This window comes from Nocardia sp. NRRL WC-3656 (genome assembly GCF_000720265.1).
Lineage (GTDB): Bacteria > Actinomycetota > Actinomycetes > Mycobacteriales > Mycobacteriaceae > Nocardia > Nocardia nova.
The window spans coordinates 133,680-150,937 of record NZ_JOJF01000005.1; the positions used below are offsets into that span (position 1 = coordinate 133,680).

Annotated in this window: 12 protein-coding genes and 2 pseudogenes; 7 read left to right on the top strand and 7 right to left on the bottom strand. The window is 68.0% G+C overall.

What is annotated here, in order from left to right; all coding sequences use genetic code 11:
- Positions 1–133: 133 nt before the first annotated feature.
- From IG65_RS0109320 to IG65_RS0109340, 5 genes are all read left to right on the top strand, one after another.
- Complete coding sequence (locus tag IG65_RS0109320) at positions 134–517, top strand: hypothetical protein (protein ID WP_156055545.1); 384 nt, start codon at positions 134–136, stop codon at positions 515–517.
- Entirely contained in the window at positions 514–924 is a 411-nt protein-coding gene (locus IG65_RS34525; protein ID WP_051755635.1) for a hypothetical protein, read from the top strand. The genes IG65_RS0109320 and IG65_RS34525 overlap by 4 nt, the downstream gene beginning before the upstream one ends.
- Complete coding sequence (locus IG65_RS0109330; RefSeq protein ID WP_030514455.1) at positions 921–2,813, top strand: hypothetical protein; 1,893 nt, start codon at positions 921–923, stop codon at positions 2,811–2,813. Before IG65_RS34525 ends, IG65_RS0109330 begins: the two co-directional genes overlap by 4 nt.
- 118 nt (positions 2,814–2,931) lie before the next feature.
- Positions 2,932–4,965 carry a glycosyltransferase family 39 protein gene (locus tag IG65_RS0109335; RefSeq protein WP_030514456.1) on the top strand — a complete coding sequence of 678 codons (2,034 nt, stop codon included), beginning with the start codon at positions 2,932–2,934 and terminating at the stop codon, positions 4,963–4,965.
- An 83-nt stretch (positions 4,966–5,048) separates the two neighbouring features.
- Positions 5,049–6,407 carry a family 1 glycosylhydrolase gene (locus tag IG65_RS0109340; RefSeq protein WP_030514457.1) on the top strand — a complete coding sequence of 453 codons (1,359 nt, stop codon included), beginning with the start codon at positions 5,049–5,051 and terminating at the stop codon, positions 6,405–6,407.
- 96 nt (positions 6,408–6,503) lie between these two features.
- Here the strand turns inward: IG65_RS0109340 and IG65_RS34530 are convergent.
- Positions 6,504–7,363: pseudogene (locus tag IG65_RS34530) on the bottom strand (helix-turn-helix transcriptional regulator).
- 197 nt (positions 7,364–7,560) lie between these two features.
- On the opposite strand from IG65_RS34530, the gene IG65_RS0109350 reads away from it, so the two are divergent.
- Complete coding sequence (locus tag IG65_RS0109350; RefSeq protein ID WP_231509113.1) at positions 7,561–8,388, top strand: SDR family NAD(P)-dependent oxidoreductase; 828 nt, start codon at positions 7,561–7,563, stop codon at positions 8,386–8,388.
- Between the two features lie 33 nt (positions 8,389–8,421).
- Here IG65_RS0109350 and IG65_RS0109355 read toward each other — a convergent pair whose 3' ends face one another.
- The 4 genes and pseudogenes from IG65_RS0109355 to IG65_RS0109370 all read right to left on the bottom strand — a co-directional run bounded on the left by IG65_RS0109355 (position 8,422) and on the right by IG65_RS0109370 (position 13,133).
- Complete coding sequence (locus tag IG65_RS0109355) at positions 8,422–9,414, bottom strand: alpha/beta hydrolase family protein (protein WP_051755672.1); 993 nt, start codon at positions 9,412–9,414, stop codon at positions 8,422–8,424.
- 216 nt (positions 9,415–9,630) lie between these two features.
- Positions 9,631–10,295: pseudogene (gene lexA, locus IG65_RS34535) on the bottom strand (transcriptional repressor LexA).
- Positions 10,296–10,328: 33 nt separating this feature from the next.
- Positions 10,329–12,161 carry an LCP family protein gene (locus IG65_RS0109365; protein ID WP_081879366.1) on the bottom strand — a complete coding sequence of 611 codons (1,833 nt, stop codon included), beginning with the start codon at positions 12,159–12,161 and terminating at the stop codon, positions 10,329–10,331.
- Positions 12,162–12,425: 264 nt separating this feature from the next.
- The gene (locus IG65_RS0109370) at positions 12,426–13,133 is read right to left on the bottom strand and encodes a TetR/AcrR family transcriptional regulator (protein WP_030514461.1); all 708 of its coding nucleotides are present in this window, start codon (positions 13,131–13,133) and stop codon (positions 12,426–12,428) included.
- A 450-nt stretch (positions 13,134–13,583) separates the two neighbouring features.
- Between IG65_RS0109370 and IG65_RS0109375 the strand changes: the two genes are divergently transcribed.
- Positions 13,584–15,299 carry a GMC oxidoreductase gene (locus IG65_RS0109375; RefSeq protein ID WP_030514462.1) on the top strand — a complete coding sequence of 572 codons (1,716 nt, stop codon included), beginning with the start codon at positions 13,584–13,586 and terminating at the stop codon, positions 15,297–15,299.
- A gap of 54 nt (positions 15,300–15,353) precedes the next feature.
- On the opposite strand, the gene IG65_RS0109380 is transcribed toward IG65_RS0109375, so the two are convergent.
- Positions 15,354–15,833, bottom strand: a complete 480-nt coding sequence (locus IG65_RS0109380; protein ID WP_030514463.1) for an HAD-IIIC family phosphatase — start codon at positions 15,831–15,833, stop codon at positions 15,354–15,356.
- 196 nt (positions 15,834–16,029) lie between these two features.
- Entirely contained in the window at positions 16,030–17,118 is a 1,089-nt protein-coding gene (locus tag IG65_RS0109385; protein WP_030514464.1) for a TerD family protein, read from the bottom strand.
- Positions 17,119–17,258 lie beyond the last annotated feature (140 nt).

Genomic DNA, 17,258 nt, shown 5'->3' on the forward strand with positions numbered 1-17,258 from the left:
CGGTTCGCCCGATCGCACCGGGATCCACAGCAACGCCCGAGGTTCGGACAGGAGGTCACCGGATCGGCTGAGATGGTCCCCCGGAGAGATTCCCACAACAGGGAAGATGCGCCGAAACACCTACTATCGGCCCGTGGGCGACTTGGATTTGGGTAATGGCAGAAGCCTGCCGCTCTATCTCGCCCCCGACTCTTTCGATTCGGCTGTCCTCGGGGTGGTCTTGACCTACGACAGCCTGACGAGACTGCTGAACAACTTGGAGAACACCGTCATCGACGGCTCCGGTCTGGGTGACAGCGCGGTGGCGGCGGCGTGCGCGGACTTCCGGAGTGCATGGGTGACCGAAACCGAAATTACCGCCAAAGCTGTCGGCATCATCGTGGACTTGCTACCTCGGGTCAAACGCAAGTACCAGGACGCCGACCAGGATGCCGGCATGAGCGTCGGCGGCACCGATCTGACGCCGTCGCTGGTACCTTCGGTCACCGAACCTTCGGGCCGTCCACCGAGCGGATGACCGGCGACCGGCGCTTCGATACCGAACTGCGCACCCTGGATGTCGCGTCGGCGGTGGCCGGAGCGATGTCGAACACCAGTGACGATCGAGGCATTGCGCTCGCCGACGCGGCGGTGGCCGCCGCGGTGCAACTGGGGGATGTCGGGGTGGGGCCTAATCCGGTGGCCTTCCTCGCCGGCTGCGTGCGTGCCGTGGGGCTGTCCGATGCCCGGCGGCTGCCCGAACCACTGGTCGGCACCGAACCGACGGCGATGGTTCGTTCCTGGATGACGGCGGCATGCCCTGACGCCGAACCCGATGTCGCTCGCGACGAGGCGTTCGCACGGTGGTTGGAGATGGTGGCCGCCGTGCTGCGATCGCGGCGCACCCTCGGCCGCGGCGCCCCCACGCCGTGGAGCCCCTTATGATCAGCAAGACCTGGCAACGCGTCGGCGCCGGGTTGCTCGGCGGCGCTATCTCGCTGGCCCCCATTCCGGGCGCAGCACTCATCGGCGGAGCGGTCGGCGGCGTTCTCACCGGGATGATCGACGGCCAGTCTGGTACCGACCTCTTGGTCGATGCCGGCGTGGGTGCTCTGGTGGGGCAAGTCGGCAAGGTGGGCGGCCGGGCGCTACCCGGTGTGCTGGGCAAATTGCCCGGCGTCGGCAAACTTGTTTCGCCACTCGCTGCCCGACTGCCCGGGAGTATCGGCTCGGTGGCGAGCAAGCTGGCCCAGGTCGGGGCGGTCGGTGGGCTCAGTACGGCATATGCCTATTCATATGACAAAATCTCCGAGATCCCATCGGACCTCACGCTGCCCGCGAAAAGCGAACGGCTGAAGGCGCTGGAGTTGGCGTTGGAGTCGATGCAGCTGGGCCTCAACAGAAGTCATCTGCGGGCCCCGATCGACATCGCGCTCAAGGTGCCGGCGTTGCCCGGAACCACGACAGCCGTCGATGCCCAGGCCCGTGCTTTCGCCGACGCCGCTTCGGTGTACAAGCTCATGCACAGCGATCTCGAGAGCGTCGCAAAAGACAAGCTGCCGGACTCGTGGCGTGGTCGTGCCGGCGAGACGGCCGCGGACGCAGTGTCGACCTTCGCCGGTGCCGCGTGGCATGCACACGAGGCGTTCACCTGGGCCAACGACGCGCTTCGCATCTGGTCGGACGCACTGGTCGAGACACAACGGCAAGACACCACGGGAGTCGACGGACTCACGAAGGCACACACCCAGCTGAACAACAAACCTGACGAAGAGGTCCGCAGGCACGCCATCGACAGCTGCCGAGCCCGGATCACCGCGACGAAGGCATACGAAACCGCGGCAACAACGTGTGCGTCGTCGGTCGGCGCAGCAGCCCGGACGGCACGGGCCAGGACCGTCAAAGCGCCCGGTATGGACCCGGTCGATGCCGAAACCCTCGCCTACACCGGTCAAGCCGGCGGAGCGCCCAGCACCGCCGACGACATCCTCACTCCGACGGCATTGGCACGTGCCTCGCAGCGGCTCTCGGCGCTGTCATCCGATGATCGGTCCTCGTTCGAGAAGCTGGTGAGCAACGCCAAGTCTCCGCAGGAGGCGGCTTACCTGTGGGAGGCATTGGCGGCGGGATACTCGCTGCCCGATATCACCGCGTTCGATGAACAGATCCACGAGCACGGGAACGACCGCTATTGGCTCTGGAAACATCTGCACGTCAACGACGTCGCGAACAGCCGAACCGTGCGCGACGGACGGCAAGAGCTCAGTTACGCCCCCGACGACGTGGCCAAGGCCGCCACCTACGCCCAGGACAGGGGGAACTGCACCTCGGCGTCCACGGTGATCGCCCGGCTGGATGCCGATCCGGTGCTGATGCTGGGGGTCACCACAGGCACCGGCCCCGCGGCGGTGAGCGGCCCGGCCGCAGGCAACGACAGCCCGAAGGCATTCCGGGACCGGCTCGTTCGGGTTTTCGACGACAACTTCGATTCCGACCTCACTCCCTATCCACGAGGCGACCAGAAGATGGTGAACAACCTGCTCAATCCCGTCACCGGCAGCACCTATCACATGGCCGCGTTGTCCACCGAGGAGGCGCGACAAGCTGCCCTGCCGCGGATCGAGGCCGCGGTGACTGCGGGCAAACCCGTCCCGATCGGGCTCGCTCCGAAGGACGACGGTGACTATCACCAGGTGGTCGTGGTCGCCACCCGGCCGGGCGAACTGCAGATCTACAACCCGTGGGGCTTCACCCAGTGGGTGACCACCGAGCAGTTCGTCAAGTCCGAGATGCCCGATATCGAGCGTCCGAACGACGTCATGCTCCCGGACTGAGAATCGCCTTCGGGCAACCACGGGTTTCGGCGCCCGATTTGCCCGGTCGCGTCGGACTCACAGCAATCTCCAAGGGTTCGGACAGGGTGGTCACCGGATGGGCTGAGACGCTCCCGCGGTGACAGTGACGACTGCCGACACCGCCGTGCCCGTATCGCCCGAATCGGCGCGTCCGCCGGATCCGTATCTGCCACCGCCGCGGCGCCGGGACCGGCTCGCGCTGGTAGCACTGCTGGCCGCCACCGCGGCCGCGTATCTGTGGAACATCACCGTCAACGGGATGGGCAACGGGTTCTACGCGGCGGCGGCGTGGTCGGGGTCGCGAGACTGGAAGGCGCTGCTGTTCGGGTCGCTGGATCCGGCCAACTTCATCACCGTCGACAAACCGCCGGTCTCGCAGTGGGTGATGGGGTTGTCCGGGCAGCTGTTCGGTTTCTCCAGTGCCTCCATGCTGATTCCGCAGGCGTTGATGGCGGTGGCGGCGGTCGCGCTGATGTACGGCGCGATCACCCGCGCCACCGGCAGCCGCGGCGCGGGTCTGCTGGCCGGTGTGCTGCTGGCGCTGACACCGGTGGTGGCATTGATGTTCCGGTTCAACAATCCGGATGCGGTGATGGTGCTGCTGATGACCGCCGCCGCCTACTGCACCGTGCGCGCGTTGCGCCACGCGAGCCCGCGCTGGCTCGTATTGGCCGGTGTCGCATTGGGTTTCGCGTTCCTGGCGAAGATGCTCGAGGGCCTGATGGTGCTGCCCGCACTGGGTGTGGCGTATCTGGTGGCGGCGCCGGCGGGTTTCGCTAAACGGATCGCGCATCTGCTGGCCGCGGCGGTGGCGCTGGTGGTCTCGTCGGGGTGGTATGTGCTGCTGACGATTCTCTGGCCCGCCGATTCGCGCCCCTATCTGGCCGGTTCCAAGGACAACACGTTCATGGATCTGGTGCTGGGTTACAACGGTTTCGCCCGCTACCTCGGACACAACCACGCCGGGCGCAAACCCTTCGAACTGCCGCCGGGATACGAGTTGCCGCATATGGGTGGCGGCGGCTTCAACGGTTTCGGGTCCGGCCCGCAGCGGTTGTTCACCGGCGAGATCGGATTCGAGATCTCGTGGCTGCTGCCGGCGGCCGTGGTGGGTTTCGTCGTCGTGCTGATCACGCGCCGGAAGTATCCGCGCACCGACCTCGTGCGCGGGGCGGCATTGGTTTTCGGGCTGTGGCTGCTGATCGACGGGGTGGCGTTCTCGGCGATGAAGGGCGGCATGCACGCCTACTACACCCTGGCCATCGCGCCCGCGGTGGCCGGCAGTTTCGTCCTCGGCCTGGCCGAGGTGTGGCGTTGCCGGGATCGGATGTGGGGCCGGGCCGGGGCGGCGGGACTCGTTGTGGCCGGCGGCGTGTGGGGCTTCGTCCTGCTCGATCGCAATGCGGACTGGCAGCCGTGGCTGCGGTGGACGATCCTCGCGGTGACCGTCGTGGCCGCCGCCGCTCTCGTGCTGACGGCGCTGCCGGTGCTGTCGCGACGGGTGCCCGCCCGCGCGGTCGCGGTCGCCGTGGGCGCCGGTGTGCTGGCCGCGACGGCCGGGTCGAGCGCGTACGCGGTGGCGACGCTGCCGCAGTCGCATACCGGCGGCAGCCCGGTCGTCGGGCCGGCGCATCCGGACCTGCCGCAGGCGTTGAATCCGTTCCGCCGCCAGATCGGCATGCTGATGGGCGGCACCGACACCGATCCGAAGCTGGTGGAGATGTTGCGGGCGACCCAGACGACGTGGTCGGCGGCCATCGACCGCTCGGGACCGGCGGCCGGACTCGAACTGGCCAGCCGGACACCGGTGATCGCCATCGGCGGATTCACTTCCGAAGATCCGGTCCCCACCGTGGCGGGATTCCAGGACCTGGTCCGCGACCACTGGATCACCTACTATCTGGCGCCCGAGATGAAGCTGCCGGACTCGTGGCGAACCCACGACCAGCACCGATCCCCCGGCGGCGCGCACGCTCCGGCGACCGCACCGAACCCGCCGGCCACCGACGCGGAACCGGAGATGTGGCATCCGGTCGGCAACACCGACATCTACGCCTGGGTGTCGGCGCACTACACGCCGCAACACCTCGGCGGTCTCGAGGTCTTCGACCTCACCGCACCGCCGCACTGACCCCGGCATCGAGCGGCCGATCGCCCGCTCGACACGCCCTTGCGCACACCGGAATTCAGCAATCTCGCAGCTACGATTGCTGGATGCGAGAGCCGAACCGCCGCCAGGTGCTGGCCACCGGACTGGCCGCAGCCGCCGCGCTGCTGCTGCCGGTCCGCGCGGGCGCCGACCCCGTCCGCCGGGCGGCGTCGGCTCTCGCTCCCCTGGGCCCCGAATTCGTGTGGGGGGTGGCCACATCCGGATTCCAGACCGAAGGCCACGCCCCCGACAGCAACTGGACCCGCTACATCGCGACCGGGGCGGCCGAACCGTATCGGGATTCGGTGCGCTTCCTCGACACCTACGCCGACGATATCGAGCGCGCCGCGCAGCTGGGCGCCACGAGCTTCCGCATGAGTATCGAATGGGCCCGGGTGCAGCCCCATCCCGACGAATGGGACGAGCAGGCATTCGCCGGCTACGACCGGATCGTCGACGCCGTCTACGCCGCGGGCATGACCCCGATGCTGACCCTGGATCACTGGGTGTATCCGGGCTGGGCCGCCGACCGCGGCGGATGGCGCAACCAGGGCATGGTCGACGACTGGCTGGCCAATGCGCGGAGAGTGTTGCAGCGCTACGGTTCTCGCGATCCGATCTGGGTCACGATCAACGAACCGGCCGCCTATCTCGGCACCGAGATCCGCATCGGCGCCCTCTCGCACGAGGAGTGGCCGGCGGCGATGGACCGGCTGGCGCAGGCCCACAACCAGATCTACGACGACATTCACGCCGCCTATCCGAAGGCGATGGTCACCAGCAACATCGGCTATGTGCCCGGCGCCGACACCGAGGTGAATCAGCCGTATATCGACAAGGTGCGCGACAAACTCGACTTCGTCGGCGTCGACTACTACTTCGGCCCCACCCCGGCCGCGGACGGCTCGTCGGCGACCTCGGCCGGTGCGCCCGCGATGTGGGAGTTGCCGCTGCAGACCGAGGGCGTCTACTACGCGCTGCGCCGCTATGCCCGCCAGTTCCCCGGCAAACCGCTGTACGTGGTGGAGAACGGGATGCCGACCGAGAACGGTAAACCCCGCCCGGACGGCTACACTCGCGCCGACCAGTTGCGCGACACCGTGTACTGGATCCAGCGCGCCAAGGCCGACGGTATCGATGTGCGCGGCTACAACTATTGGAGCCTCACCGACAACTACGAATGGGGCAGCTACACACCCCGTTTCGGTCTCTTCACCGTCGATGTCACCTCCGATCCGGATCTGGTGCGCCGGCCCACCGACGCGGTGGAGGTGTTCGCCTCGCTCGTGCGCGCGGGCGGGGTGCCCGCCGATTACCGGCCCACCCGCGCCCCCGTCTCCTGTTCCCAGGTCGATCCGCCGGCCAGTTGCGACGAGCCGGTGATGCTGCCGGGCGCGGATCCGGCCGCCACAGCGAGCCCGTAACCACCCGCCTCGGCGCGCGCACCACGCGATCGATTCCGCATACGGAGATACCGCGGCCAGGGCGGGCGGGTTACCGGTCTGCGGACCCCTGCCCTCTCACTCGAGGGAGGCCGTGAATTTTTCGACGCCCAGCACCTTCAGCAAGGCGAGCTTCTGCTGGTCCTCGGTACCCGGGGTAGCGGTGAAAATGAGAAGCGCCTGTGCCTGATCCGGCTCGAGTAGAAGCTGGCAGTAAAGGTCCAGCCGCCCGATCTCGGGGTGGACGAATCGCTTGGTGTCGCTGGAACGCAGGCCCACCTCGTGACGCTCCCACAACCGGGCGAACTCGTTGTTGGTCTCACGCAGAAATTCGACGAGATCTGCCGCCGGCGAGCCGGGCCCGTCCCGGGTGAGCGCCGCGCGGAGCTGCGCCACATTGGCCCGGCTGGTCGTGTCGTGATCGTCGGGGTGGTAGCGCGCTCGCGCGGCCGGATCGGTGAACCAGCGGAACGCCGCGCTACGCGCGCGGCCGGTGTACCCGTCTGTGTGCCCAGCAGGGCCACCGCGGACGGGGTCTGCAGCAACGTTTCCCCCAACGGGCCCATCACCTGCGCCGGCATGTCGCAGAGGCCGTCCATCACGCGCATCAACCCGGGACTCACATGCTGAACCTGCAGGTCGCGGCGAACTGTGCGGTACCCCGTGAGCAGGAACAGGTGATCGCGTTCGTCCGGGGTGAGCCGCAGACCGCGCGCGATGGCCGCGAGCATGCTCTGTGATGGTTGCGGCCCGTCGCCGCGTTCCAGCCGTGCGAAGTAGTCCGCGGACATGGCACACAGCTCGGCCACCTCTTCGCGCCGCAGCCCGGGTGCGCGCCGCCGCGGCCCCCGGCGCAGCCCGACGTCTTCCGGTTGCAGAGACGCTCGCCGAGCCCGCAAGAACGCGCCGAGCGATGAACGGTCGAACCCACGATCCATGGTGTGCATTCTGATCCGTCCGTCGCCGCTCAGCCGCGACCTCTCGTTCAGTGGTTGTGTGTGTCCTTCCTCGGCCGGACGGCGGCGCATTCACTGATCACAGCGATCACCGGTCGCTTCCGACGAGCACGGCATTCGAACAGCGAACAACGGAGTGCGGACGTATGGCCACATGGAGCAGAAACGAACTTCCCGACATGACGGGACGGACGGTGGTGATCACCGGCGCCGGCCGCGGGCTGGGCCTGATCACCGCGCGAGAACTCGCCGGTGCCGGAGCACACGTCGTGCTGGGTGTCCGTGACCCGCAGCGGGCCCGCCGCGCCGTCGCGGACCTCCCCGGCATCTTCGACGTCCGACCGCTCGATGTCGCGGAGCTCGGCTCGGTGCGCGCCTTCGCCGAGGCGTGGTCCGGCGACCTCGACATCCTGATCAACAATGCGGGTGTGATGGACATCCCCGCCACACGTACCCGGGACGGCCTCGATCAGCAGACGGCCACCAACTACATCGGTCCCTTCCTGCTGACCACCATGTTGCTCGACCACATCACCGATCGTGTGGTGCATGTGACGAGTCAGCTGCACCGGCAGGGCAAGATCGACCTGGCCGATGTGGACTGGCGCACGCGCAAATACGACGCGATGGCGGCCTACCGTGCATCGAAGCTCGGTGTCGTGTTGTTCTCGCTGGAACTGCAACGCCGGCTGACCGCTGACGGCAGCCGGGTCCGCTCGGTGCTCGCCAGTCCGGGTATCGCTCGTACCGGTCTGGCCGCGCACTCCCGGGCGAACCTCGTCAACCGGTTCACATTCCTGACCAATTCGCCTGAGCGCGGTGCGCTGTCGGTGCTGTACGCCGCGACTCAGGACGTTCCCGGCAATGCTTATGTCGGACCGGACGGGCCGGGCGGCCTGCGTGGCTATCCGGCGGTCGGCCGGCAAGGCAAGGCCGGTCTCGACGAGGAGCTGGCCGGACGGCTGTGGAACGCGACCGCCGAACTTCTCGCGGCAGTGGATCGATGAGCTGTCGGGCGGCCCGAACCAGACGTTCGCCGCTCAGGCGGGAAGTTGCAGCCCGGCCGCGAGGACCGGCCACGACTGGATCAGCGCGTCGTGCCAGTAACCCCAGGAATGGGTTCCGGTCGGGGTGAAGTCGTAGGTCGCCGGAATGCCGAGACCGTTGAGCTTGGCCTGCAGGTTGTGGCTGCAGTAGTTGACCGCGGCCTCGATCACGCCGCCGATGATCACTTGATTGGCCAGGCCGCCCGGTCCGGGCAGCGTGTAGGGCCCGTTGAGAGTGTCCCACTGCCCCGGCAGTCCGGATCCACTGGAGATGAACAGGTTGAGCCCGCGCAGCTGGTCGGCGTGCACGTAGGGATCGTTGGCGGCCCACATCGGATCGTTCTGCGGCCCGTACATATTCACGGTGTTGCCGCCGCCCCATACGTTGACCGCGAGATTGACCGCGGTGTAGCCCACGGGGTCGCTGATCTGGGCGCAACCGCTGTAGGCGGCAACGGATTTGTACAGGCCGGGTTTGGCGATCGGCAACTGCAGCACCGAGGTCCCGGAGGTGGACAGCCCGGCGATGGCGTTGAGGCCGTTGGTGCCCAGGGCGCCGTCGATGATGGGCGGCAGTTCCTCGGTGAAGAACGTCCGCCACTTGTTGACGCCCAGCTTCGGATCCGGTGCGCGCCAATCGGTGTAGTAGCTCCAGGCGCCGCCGACGGGCTGGACGACGTTGACGTCCTTGTCGGCGAGGAACTTCAGCGTGTCGGGCGCCTTGTTGTCCCAGGTGGCGCTGTCCTCACCACCGCCGGCGCCGTTGAGCAGGTACAGCACCGGACGCGGTGTGGAAGCGTCGGCGGGCCGCTGCACGTTGATCGTGATCGGTTTGTCCATGGCCGCGGAGTACACCTTGAAGGTGACGTTGCGGCCGTCGACGACCGAGAAGTCGACGATCTTGGATCCGTCGGCGGATACCGGATGTGCCAGCGGGGCACCGGAATCGACGACCGGATCGCCGGCGGCGGCCGGTCCCGCCGCCATGGTCGCCGATACCGCGGCCAGCACCGCCGCGGCCGCGACCGTAGCGATCCGGGTGCTCCCGCGTACCCGATCTCGCACCGCCGATCTGCCTGCCCGATTACTGCTCGCCACGTGCACCTCCGAATCCCGTTCGGTCTCGCGCGTTCCCCCGCTTGGGCAGACTAATTCAGCGGCAACCGTTTGGCGATCGGTTCGGCGGGCGCGTCGAGCAGCTCGTCACATTCGTCGCATCACGGACACGACTTTGCCGAGCACGACCGCACGGTCGCCGTCGATGACGTCGTAGGCGGGGTTGCGGGGTTGCGGGGTTCGAGGTAGACATGGCCGTTGCGCCGGCGATAGACCTTCACGGTGGCCTCGTCGTCGATCATCGCGGCCACGATGTCCCCGGAATGCGCTTCGTGCTGGCGGCGCACGACCACGATGTCGCCGTCGCAGATCGCGGCGTCGATCATCGAATCACCGCGCACCCGCAGCCCGAATACGGTTCCGCGCCCGACCAGTTGCCGCGACAGGGTGAGCTGGTCGTCGGCGTGTTCCTCGGCGAGGATCGGGGCGCCGGCGGCGATATCGCCGACCACCGGCACGATCACCGAATCCTGTTCGCCGCCACGGCTTTCGGCGGGGGCGAGGAACAGGCGTACGTCGATGGGCCGGGAGACGCTGGCACTGCGGCGCAGGAATCCCTTGTCCTCGAGATCTTTCAGGTGTTTCGACACCGACGAGCCCGATTTCAGTCCGACGGCGGCCGCGATCTCCCGCGACGACGGCGCATACCCGTTGCGCTGCACCGCATCCCGGATCACGCCGAGAATGCGCCGCTGCCGCTCGGGCAGCCGGGAGGTGTCGAGATGGTCGTATGCGTCGTCGTATCCGGTCACCGGGGAATCGTAGACGGCCGCCGCGGCGGCGCCTCAGTTCACGCAGGGTATGTCGGATCCGATGCTGGTGGTGACCGGTTTACCGGAGTCGGGACGATCGTCGGTGGTGGCGGTGGTCGACGCCGAACTGCCGCCGCTGGTGGTCGTGGTGAGCCCGGTGGTGGGGTCGGTGGTCGTCACTGACGACGCCGAGGACGAGGTGAGGCTGTCGGGCATGCTGAAGTCGCTGCCGATCACGATCTTCACCGTCCCCGGATCGAGGGATTTCGATGCGGCCGTGGGCAATCCGCCCAGCATGTCGGCGGCCTGGGTGGCGTCGGTGTCGGCGCCGGAGCCGAAGTACACGACCGAACTGGATCCGTCGCTGTAGGTGGCGTTGCCGACGTTGCCCTTGCGGAAGCCCTTGTCCACCAGCGCGGTGGACACCTTGGCCGCCATGCCGCTCGCACCGCCGGCGTTGACGACGTCGATGGTGCTGGTGGGGGTGGTGGTCGGGGCGCTCGATTGTGGTTCTGCCACGCCGAAGGCGGTGCGCACGGTTTTCTTGATCGCGGCCGGGTCGACGATGTTGACGTCCTGGCCGTCGACGGTGTCGTAGGCCTTCACCGGTAGGGTCTGGAATTCGATCGGGATGGATCCGGCGCGGCCGAGGGTCTGGGCGAAGTCGAGCAGGTTCCAGCCCTGCGACAGCACGATGTCGTTCTGCGCCGCGCTGATCAGGTCCTGCAGTTTGCCGATATTGGTGAGCGTCCCCGAGTCCTTGAGCTGTTTGGCGACCGAGGTCAGGAATGCCTGCTGGCGGTGGGTGCGGTCGAGGTCGCCGTTGTCGAGGCCGTGCCGCTGACGCACGAACGACAGCGCGTTGGCGGCGTCGAGATGCTGGCGGCCCGCGGGAAACACCGCGCCGGAGTAGTACTCGTCGTCGACGGCGTGGTTGAGACATACGTCGACGCCGCCGAGGATATTGGCCAGATCGTAGAAGCCGACCAGCGAGATCTCGGCGAACCGGTTGATCGGCACTCCGGTGAGCTGTTTGACCGTCTGCACGATCGATTCGCGCCCGGCCTCGCGGCCCTGGCGTTCGAGTTCGACCTTGTCCTTGACGCCCTGATTCTCCAGCTTCTGTTCCACCGAGGCCTTTTTCAGCCCGTAGGCCTCCTTGATCTTGGCGTGGTCGTAGCCGGGGATGCCCGAGACCGAGACGTAGTCGTCGCGCGGGATGGAGAAGGCGGTGACCTTCTTCAGATTCTTCGGAATGTGCACCAGGATCAGCGAATTCGCGTTGTAGCCGCCTTCGCTGCCGTCACCGGCGTGCAATTGGTCGAGGATGTTCTTGGGCAGGTCGTTGCCGTTCTGGTCCTTGCGGGTGTCCAGGCCGATCAACAGGATGTTCAGATCGCCGTCGAGGGCGGCGGCATCGGCATCGCTGATAGCGTTGGACCGGGTGAAACCCTGATCGACGCTGCGTTCGGTGTAGTAGGCCAGGCCGGTGCCGCTGACCACGACCACGGCCGTGACCGCGGCCAGCACACGACCACCGACCCGCACGGCCTTACCCCCGCGATTCGGGCGTGGCGGCGGTGCGGTGCGAGCGCGGCGGGCCCGCCGATTCGGCGGCGGCGCGGCGCCTTCGGCGGCGGCCACGGTCTCTGTCGCGGCGCCGGCGGCGGTCGGTGCGACGCGGGTGGCTCGGCGCCGCGGTTCGGTGTCGCCGCGTTCGGGTGCGGGGGCCTGCGCGGGTGCGGGACGACGCCGGGGGCTCGGTTCGGCGGCGGCGTCGGATTGTTCCCGTCGTCCCGGACGATGCGGCGGCGGGGCTGCTCGGCGGGTGCGTTCGCTGTCGCGCTGGTCGGCGGGTGCGGCCATGCCGCGACTCCAGGGCGGGGTGGCCGCCCGGACCGTGCGGGGGCTATGTCGACCGGACCGATCTTGCGGCGACTCGTCGTCGGGTCGCGCGTGCCGCGATCGGCCGCTGCCGCCGCGGGGATCCACCACCGGGATCGGTTCGGTTTCGTCGTTCATTTCGCCGTTCAGTCTTTCATTCCCGGATATGGGAAAGCTGAGAATGAGCTTTATCGGGTTGTGACATCCTGCACGATGGTGGTCTCGAATGCATACCCGCCGCGCGGGCTAGTCCGCTGGGGCAGCGCGGAATCCGAGGATCGCGCACAGATTGTCCAGGTGGATGTCGAAAACCTGGGTGCGGTCGGTGAAGGTCTGCGCGCCGTACATGTCGAACACGTCGAAGCTCACCGCGCCGAACAGGCCGGTCCACACCGTCAGCGTGCGCACCATCGCCCAGTCCGGCAGCTCCAGCCCGAATTCGGCCCGGATGCGCTCGATATCGGCGGCCAGTTCGGCCGGGGTCGCCGGGACGGGGTCCGGCGCCGTGAGCTCTCCTGCGCGACAGGCGTTTTCGACGATGGCGAGCAGTGATCCGATCACCCGGGTGCCGGGGGCGGTCGTCTCCTGGGCGGGTGCGTCGTAGCCGGGGACGGGGGTCCCGAACAGCAGGCCGTAGCGGGCCGGTTCGGCCAGCGCCCAGTCGCGCACGGCGTGGGCCAGCACCCGCAGCCGCGCAGCACGGTCGGCGGGTGCGCCGGCCAGGGCGGCGTCGACGGCGTCGGCCAGTTCGGTATAGCCGTCGACGACGAGCATGGTCAGCAGTTCGTCGCGGCTGCGGACGTAGCGGTACACCGCCGAGGAGACCACGCCGAGGTCGCGGGCGACAGCGCGCAGCGACAGCGCCGCGGCGCCGTGCACCGCCAGATGGTCCCGGCCGATGCGCACGATCTCGTCCATCGTGCGGGCGCGGGCGCGGGATCGAGGAGTGCTCATACCCCCACCCTGCCATACAGAGAGCGGTGCTTACCAGAGTGATCGGCGATCTGGCGATGCGAGTCGTACTTGTCACAGATCGTGACGCAGATTACTGTTACCCGCCGGTAATGAGCGTGCCCGGCCACCAACCGGCGAACAGAAGCGAGGAGATCGACACCTGATCGATTCGAGATCGCCGCTCGCCCCGCCGTCGCCGCCGACCCGCACCGCGACTCGGCCGGGCCTGCCGCGCCAGGCCTCCGGTCACGCGCCGATTTTCCCTCGATCCGCGCCATGAGCAGGCGCGACATTGTTTAGAGGTACCGAGGGACACACCTAAAATACTCGGTAGTAGCGTTGATATTCGTCACCGGCGACACACACTCACGGAGGCCCGATGAGACACCATGCGCAGCCCGTTCACGGGGCCGACCGGTTGCGGGTCGCCCGCACCCGGCAGGAGCGGCCATGACCGCGCGCGACACCGATTTCGACGTCCTGATCGTCGGCTCCGGATTCGGCGGCAGCGTCACCGCGCTGCGGCTGGTCGAGAAGGGTTACCGGGTCGGCATTCTCGAGGCCGGTCGCCGCTTCGCCGACGACGAACTGCCCGAAACCAGCTGGGACCTCCGCAAATTCCTGTGGGCGCCCGCCCTGGGCTGCTACGGCATCCAGCGCATCCACCTACTGCGCGATGTGCTGATCCTCGGCGGCGCGGGCGTCGGTGGCGGCTCGCTCAACTACGCCAACACCCTCTATGTGCCGCCGGAACCGTTCTTCCAGGACAACCAGTGGCGCGACATCACCGATTGGCGCGCCGAACTGACCCCCTACTACGAGCAGGCCACCAAAATGCTGGGCGTGGTGCGCAATCCGCACATCACCCCCGCCGACGAGGTGTTCAAGCAGGTCGCCGACGACATGGGTGTCGGTGACACCTTCGTGCAGACCCCGGTGGGCGTGTTCTTCGGCGAGCCCGGAAAAACCGTGGACGACCCGTATTTCGGCGGAGTCGGCCCGCAGCGCACCGGCTGCCTGGAATGCGGCGAGTGTATGACCGGTTGCCGCCACGGCGCCAAGAACACGCTGGTGAAGAACTACCTGTATCTGGCCGAGCAGGCCGGTGCCCAGGTGCTGCCGCTGACCACGGTCACCGCGGTACGCCCGCTGCCCGACGGCAGCTGGCAGGTCGACACCCGCCGCACCGGCGCGAAGATCCGCAGATCACCGGCCTCCTACACCGCCGGACACGTCGTCCTCGCCGCCGGCACCCGCGGCACCCAGAAGCTGCTGTTCGACATGCGCGACAAGGGAATTCTGCCGCAGCTGTCGCCGCGGCTGGGCGAGCTGACCCGCACCAACTCCGAATCCATTCTGGGCGCGGCGACCCCGACGGTGGACCCCGATCGCGATTTCACCCGTGGTGTGGCCATCACCTCCTCCATCCACCCCACCCCCGACACCCACATCGAACCGGTCCGCTACGGCAAGGGATCCAATTCGATGGGCCTGCTGCAGACGCTGATGGTCGACGGCGGCGGCCGGATCCCGCGCTGGCTGCGGTTCCTGCTGGAAGTGCTGCGCCATCCGCTGACCCTGCTGCGGATGCTCAGCGTGCGCAACTGGAGCGAGCGCACGGTCATCTCACTGGTGATGCAGCATCTGGACAACTCCATCACCACCTACACCAAGCGCGGTGTGTTCGGCCGCAAGCTGACCTCCAAACAGGGCCACGGCGAACCGAATCCGACCTGGATCCCGGCCGGCAACGATGTGACCCGCCGCGTGGCGGAGAAGATCGGCGGCACCGCGGGCGGCACCTGGGGCGAGGTGTTCAACATCCCGCTGACCGCCCACTTCCTGGGCGGGGCGGCGATCGGCGCCGACGCCGACCACGGTGTCATCGACCCCTACCACCGCGTCTACGGCTATCCGACGCTCAGTGTGGTCGACGGTGCGGCGGTGTCGGCGAATCTCGGTGTGAACCCGTCGCTGACGATCACAGCGCAGGCCGAACGGGCGGCCGCACTGTGGCCGAACAAGGGCGAACAGGACACCCGCCCGCCGCAGGACAGCCCCTACCAGCGCATTTCCCCGGTCGCGCCGCGGCAGCCGGTGGTTCCGGCCTCGGCGCCGGCGGCGCTGGTGCTGCCGATCGTCGAAATCAAGCGCGACAGCGCCTGATTCACCCGCACCGCTATCCGGCCGCCGTAGCGATCTCTCGCCGCGGCGGCCGGTTCAGTTCGCGGAGATGTGGGCGAAGCCCATCGGCGAGGTCGGCGGCGGCGCCGAGGTCAGCGGCGCCCGGAATTCCTGCAGCGCGGTGAGCACATCGACGTGCCGCCCGGCATAGCAGCGCACCTGCGGTAGCGCGTGGGCGACCTCGCTGCGTTCCATGGCCTCGGCGTCGATGTAGCCGATCGCGTCGAGTTCGATCCGCAACTGTGCCGCGATCCGCGTGATCGCCGCCGATTTGCGACCCCACCCGACCTCGACGGCGGCGAACAGCCCGTGCAGGCCGTGACGTTCCAATTTGTCGGTCGTCCAGGACCATTCGCCGCGGCTGGCCACGGCGTGCATCACGCCCCGGCCGGTCAGCGTATGCAGCGCCCGCACCGCGTCCGGGCGCAGTGCACCACTGGTCGAATCGCAGACCACACCGTCCCACATGGTGTTGTCCAGTTCCCAGACAAGACATTTCACTGCCGGTGCTGTCATCTCGCCCCTACGGTCCACTCTCCTCAACACCCACATCGGCCACACCCGCGGGCACAGCCGATGGGTACCGCCACCATCCAGGTACCGATTGTGCCGGACAAGCCCCCGCTTTCCTGGGCCGGTCCCGCGAGAGGTCATAGTAGGGATGCGGGGCCGCGCACACCAGCCCTGGCAAATCACTGGCTCGCGGCACGGCTCACAGCGTCGGTGTCACCAGCGGGACGGCCTCCACCGGATGCCCGGCCTGGATGGGGGCGCCGATCGAGGCCACCCGCCACACGCCGCCGTCGCGATACACCTTCGCCACCACCATGCCGGTGTGCGGCCCACCGCCGCGCAGATTGCCCCGCGCCAGCTCGGCGGTCGAGGAACCGTCGATCATGCGCCAGTAGCCGTTTCGGATGCGTTCGAAGGTATGTCCCGCATAGGAGGTGACCACGAAGACCACCGACGTCACCTGCGCCGGCAGCCGGGCCAGGTCCACGGTGATGACCTCGTCGTCGCCCTTACCGTCGCCGGTCAGGTTGTCCCCGGAGTGGCGCACCGCACCGTCACGGGAGGAAAGCTGCTGGTAGAACGCCACATCCACGAGTGTCTGCCCGACGAACAGCAGCGCCGAGGCGTCCAGGTCGATCTCGAGGGCGCGCAGCCCGCGTGGGCCGTGCACCTTCATCGGATCCCATCCGACACCCATCTTCACCATCGACAGCTCACCCTTGCGGATCTGGTTGAGCGCCACCTCCTGGCCGGGCGCCAGCACCGCCGGTCCGCGATAGGGCAACTCGTCGGCCCCGCCGCCCACCGCGACACCGTGCGCGGTCACCAGCGCCGCGAACCCGGCCGGGAATCCGTGCCCGAGCGGGCGCACCTGCCAGGTGCTGCCGACACGATCCAGATCGGCGACGATCACCGCCGGTTCCTCAGCCAGGCCGTCGACGGTGTACTCGTACACCGCATTTCCGCTCGGATCGGCCACGATCAGCTGCGGCGGCGCGTAATCGCCGAAGCGATCCTGCTGATCCTCGAGCGAGGCCACGATGCGCACATGCTCGATTTCCGGTGGGAGCGAACGCAATCCGATCGACAACTCCGGGCGGCCGGAGGCCAGGCGCACCCCGTGCGCTGCGGGCTGGTTGTAGAAGATCAGATCGGTTTCGTCACGGACCCTGCCGGCCGAATTCAGCAGCAGCGCCGAGACATCGACGGGTTCACTGTGCCGGACGGATACGACGACCTCGTCGTGGGTCAGACGATCCACCTGTCCCTTGGTCAACTGAGCGGCCACCCTCCCACTCTACGTCGACTCCCGGCGGTATTCGGGCAACACGGGCGGGCGGCCCCGCCGGTTCCGGTGCGCCCGGGCGTGGCGGGTAGCGTGAGCGGCGACGGTGGATCGCGACGTCGAAAGGGACGCGGATGAGGTCG

Excerpts from the sequence above, each read along its gene's own strand:
- IG65_RS0109350 (WP_231509113.1), top strand. The coding sequence starts at position 7,561 with ATGACGGGACGGACGGTGGTGATCACCGGCGCCGGCCGCGGGCTGGGC.
- IG65_RS0109375 (WP_030514462.1), top strand. The coding sequence starts at position 13,584 with ATGACCGCGCGCGACACCGATTTCGACGTCCTGATCGTCGGCTCCGGA.
- IG65_RS0109340 (WP_030514457.1), top strand. The coding sequence starts at position 5,049 with ATGCGAGAGCCGAACCGCCGCCAGGTGCTGGCCACCGGACTGGCCGCA.
- IG65_RS0109365 (WP_081879366.1), bottom strand. The coding sequence starts at position 12,161 with ATGGCCGCACCCGCCGACCAGCGCGACAGCGAACGCACCCGCCGAGCA.
- IG65_RS0109330 (WP_030514455.1), top strand. The coding sequence starts at position 921 with ATGATCAGCAAGACCTGGCAACGCGTCGGCGCCGGGTTGCTCGGCGGC.
- IG65_RS0109380 (WP_030514463.1), bottom strand. The coding sequence starts at position 15,833 with ATGACAGCACCGGCAGTGAAATGTCTTGTCTGGGAACTGGACAACACC.
- IG65_RS34525 (WP_051755635.1), top strand. The coding sequence starts at position 514 with ATGACCGGCGACCGGCGCTTCGATACCGAACTGCGCACCCTGGATGTC.
- IG65_RS0109355 (WP_051755672.1), bottom strand. The coding sequence starts at position 9,414 with ATGGCGGCGGGACCGGCCGCCGCCGGCGATCCGGTCGTCGATTCCGGT.
- IG65_RS0109370 (WP_030514461.1), bottom strand. The coding sequence starts at position 13,133 with ATGAGCACTCCTCGATCCCGCGCCCGCGCCCGCACGATGGACGAGATC.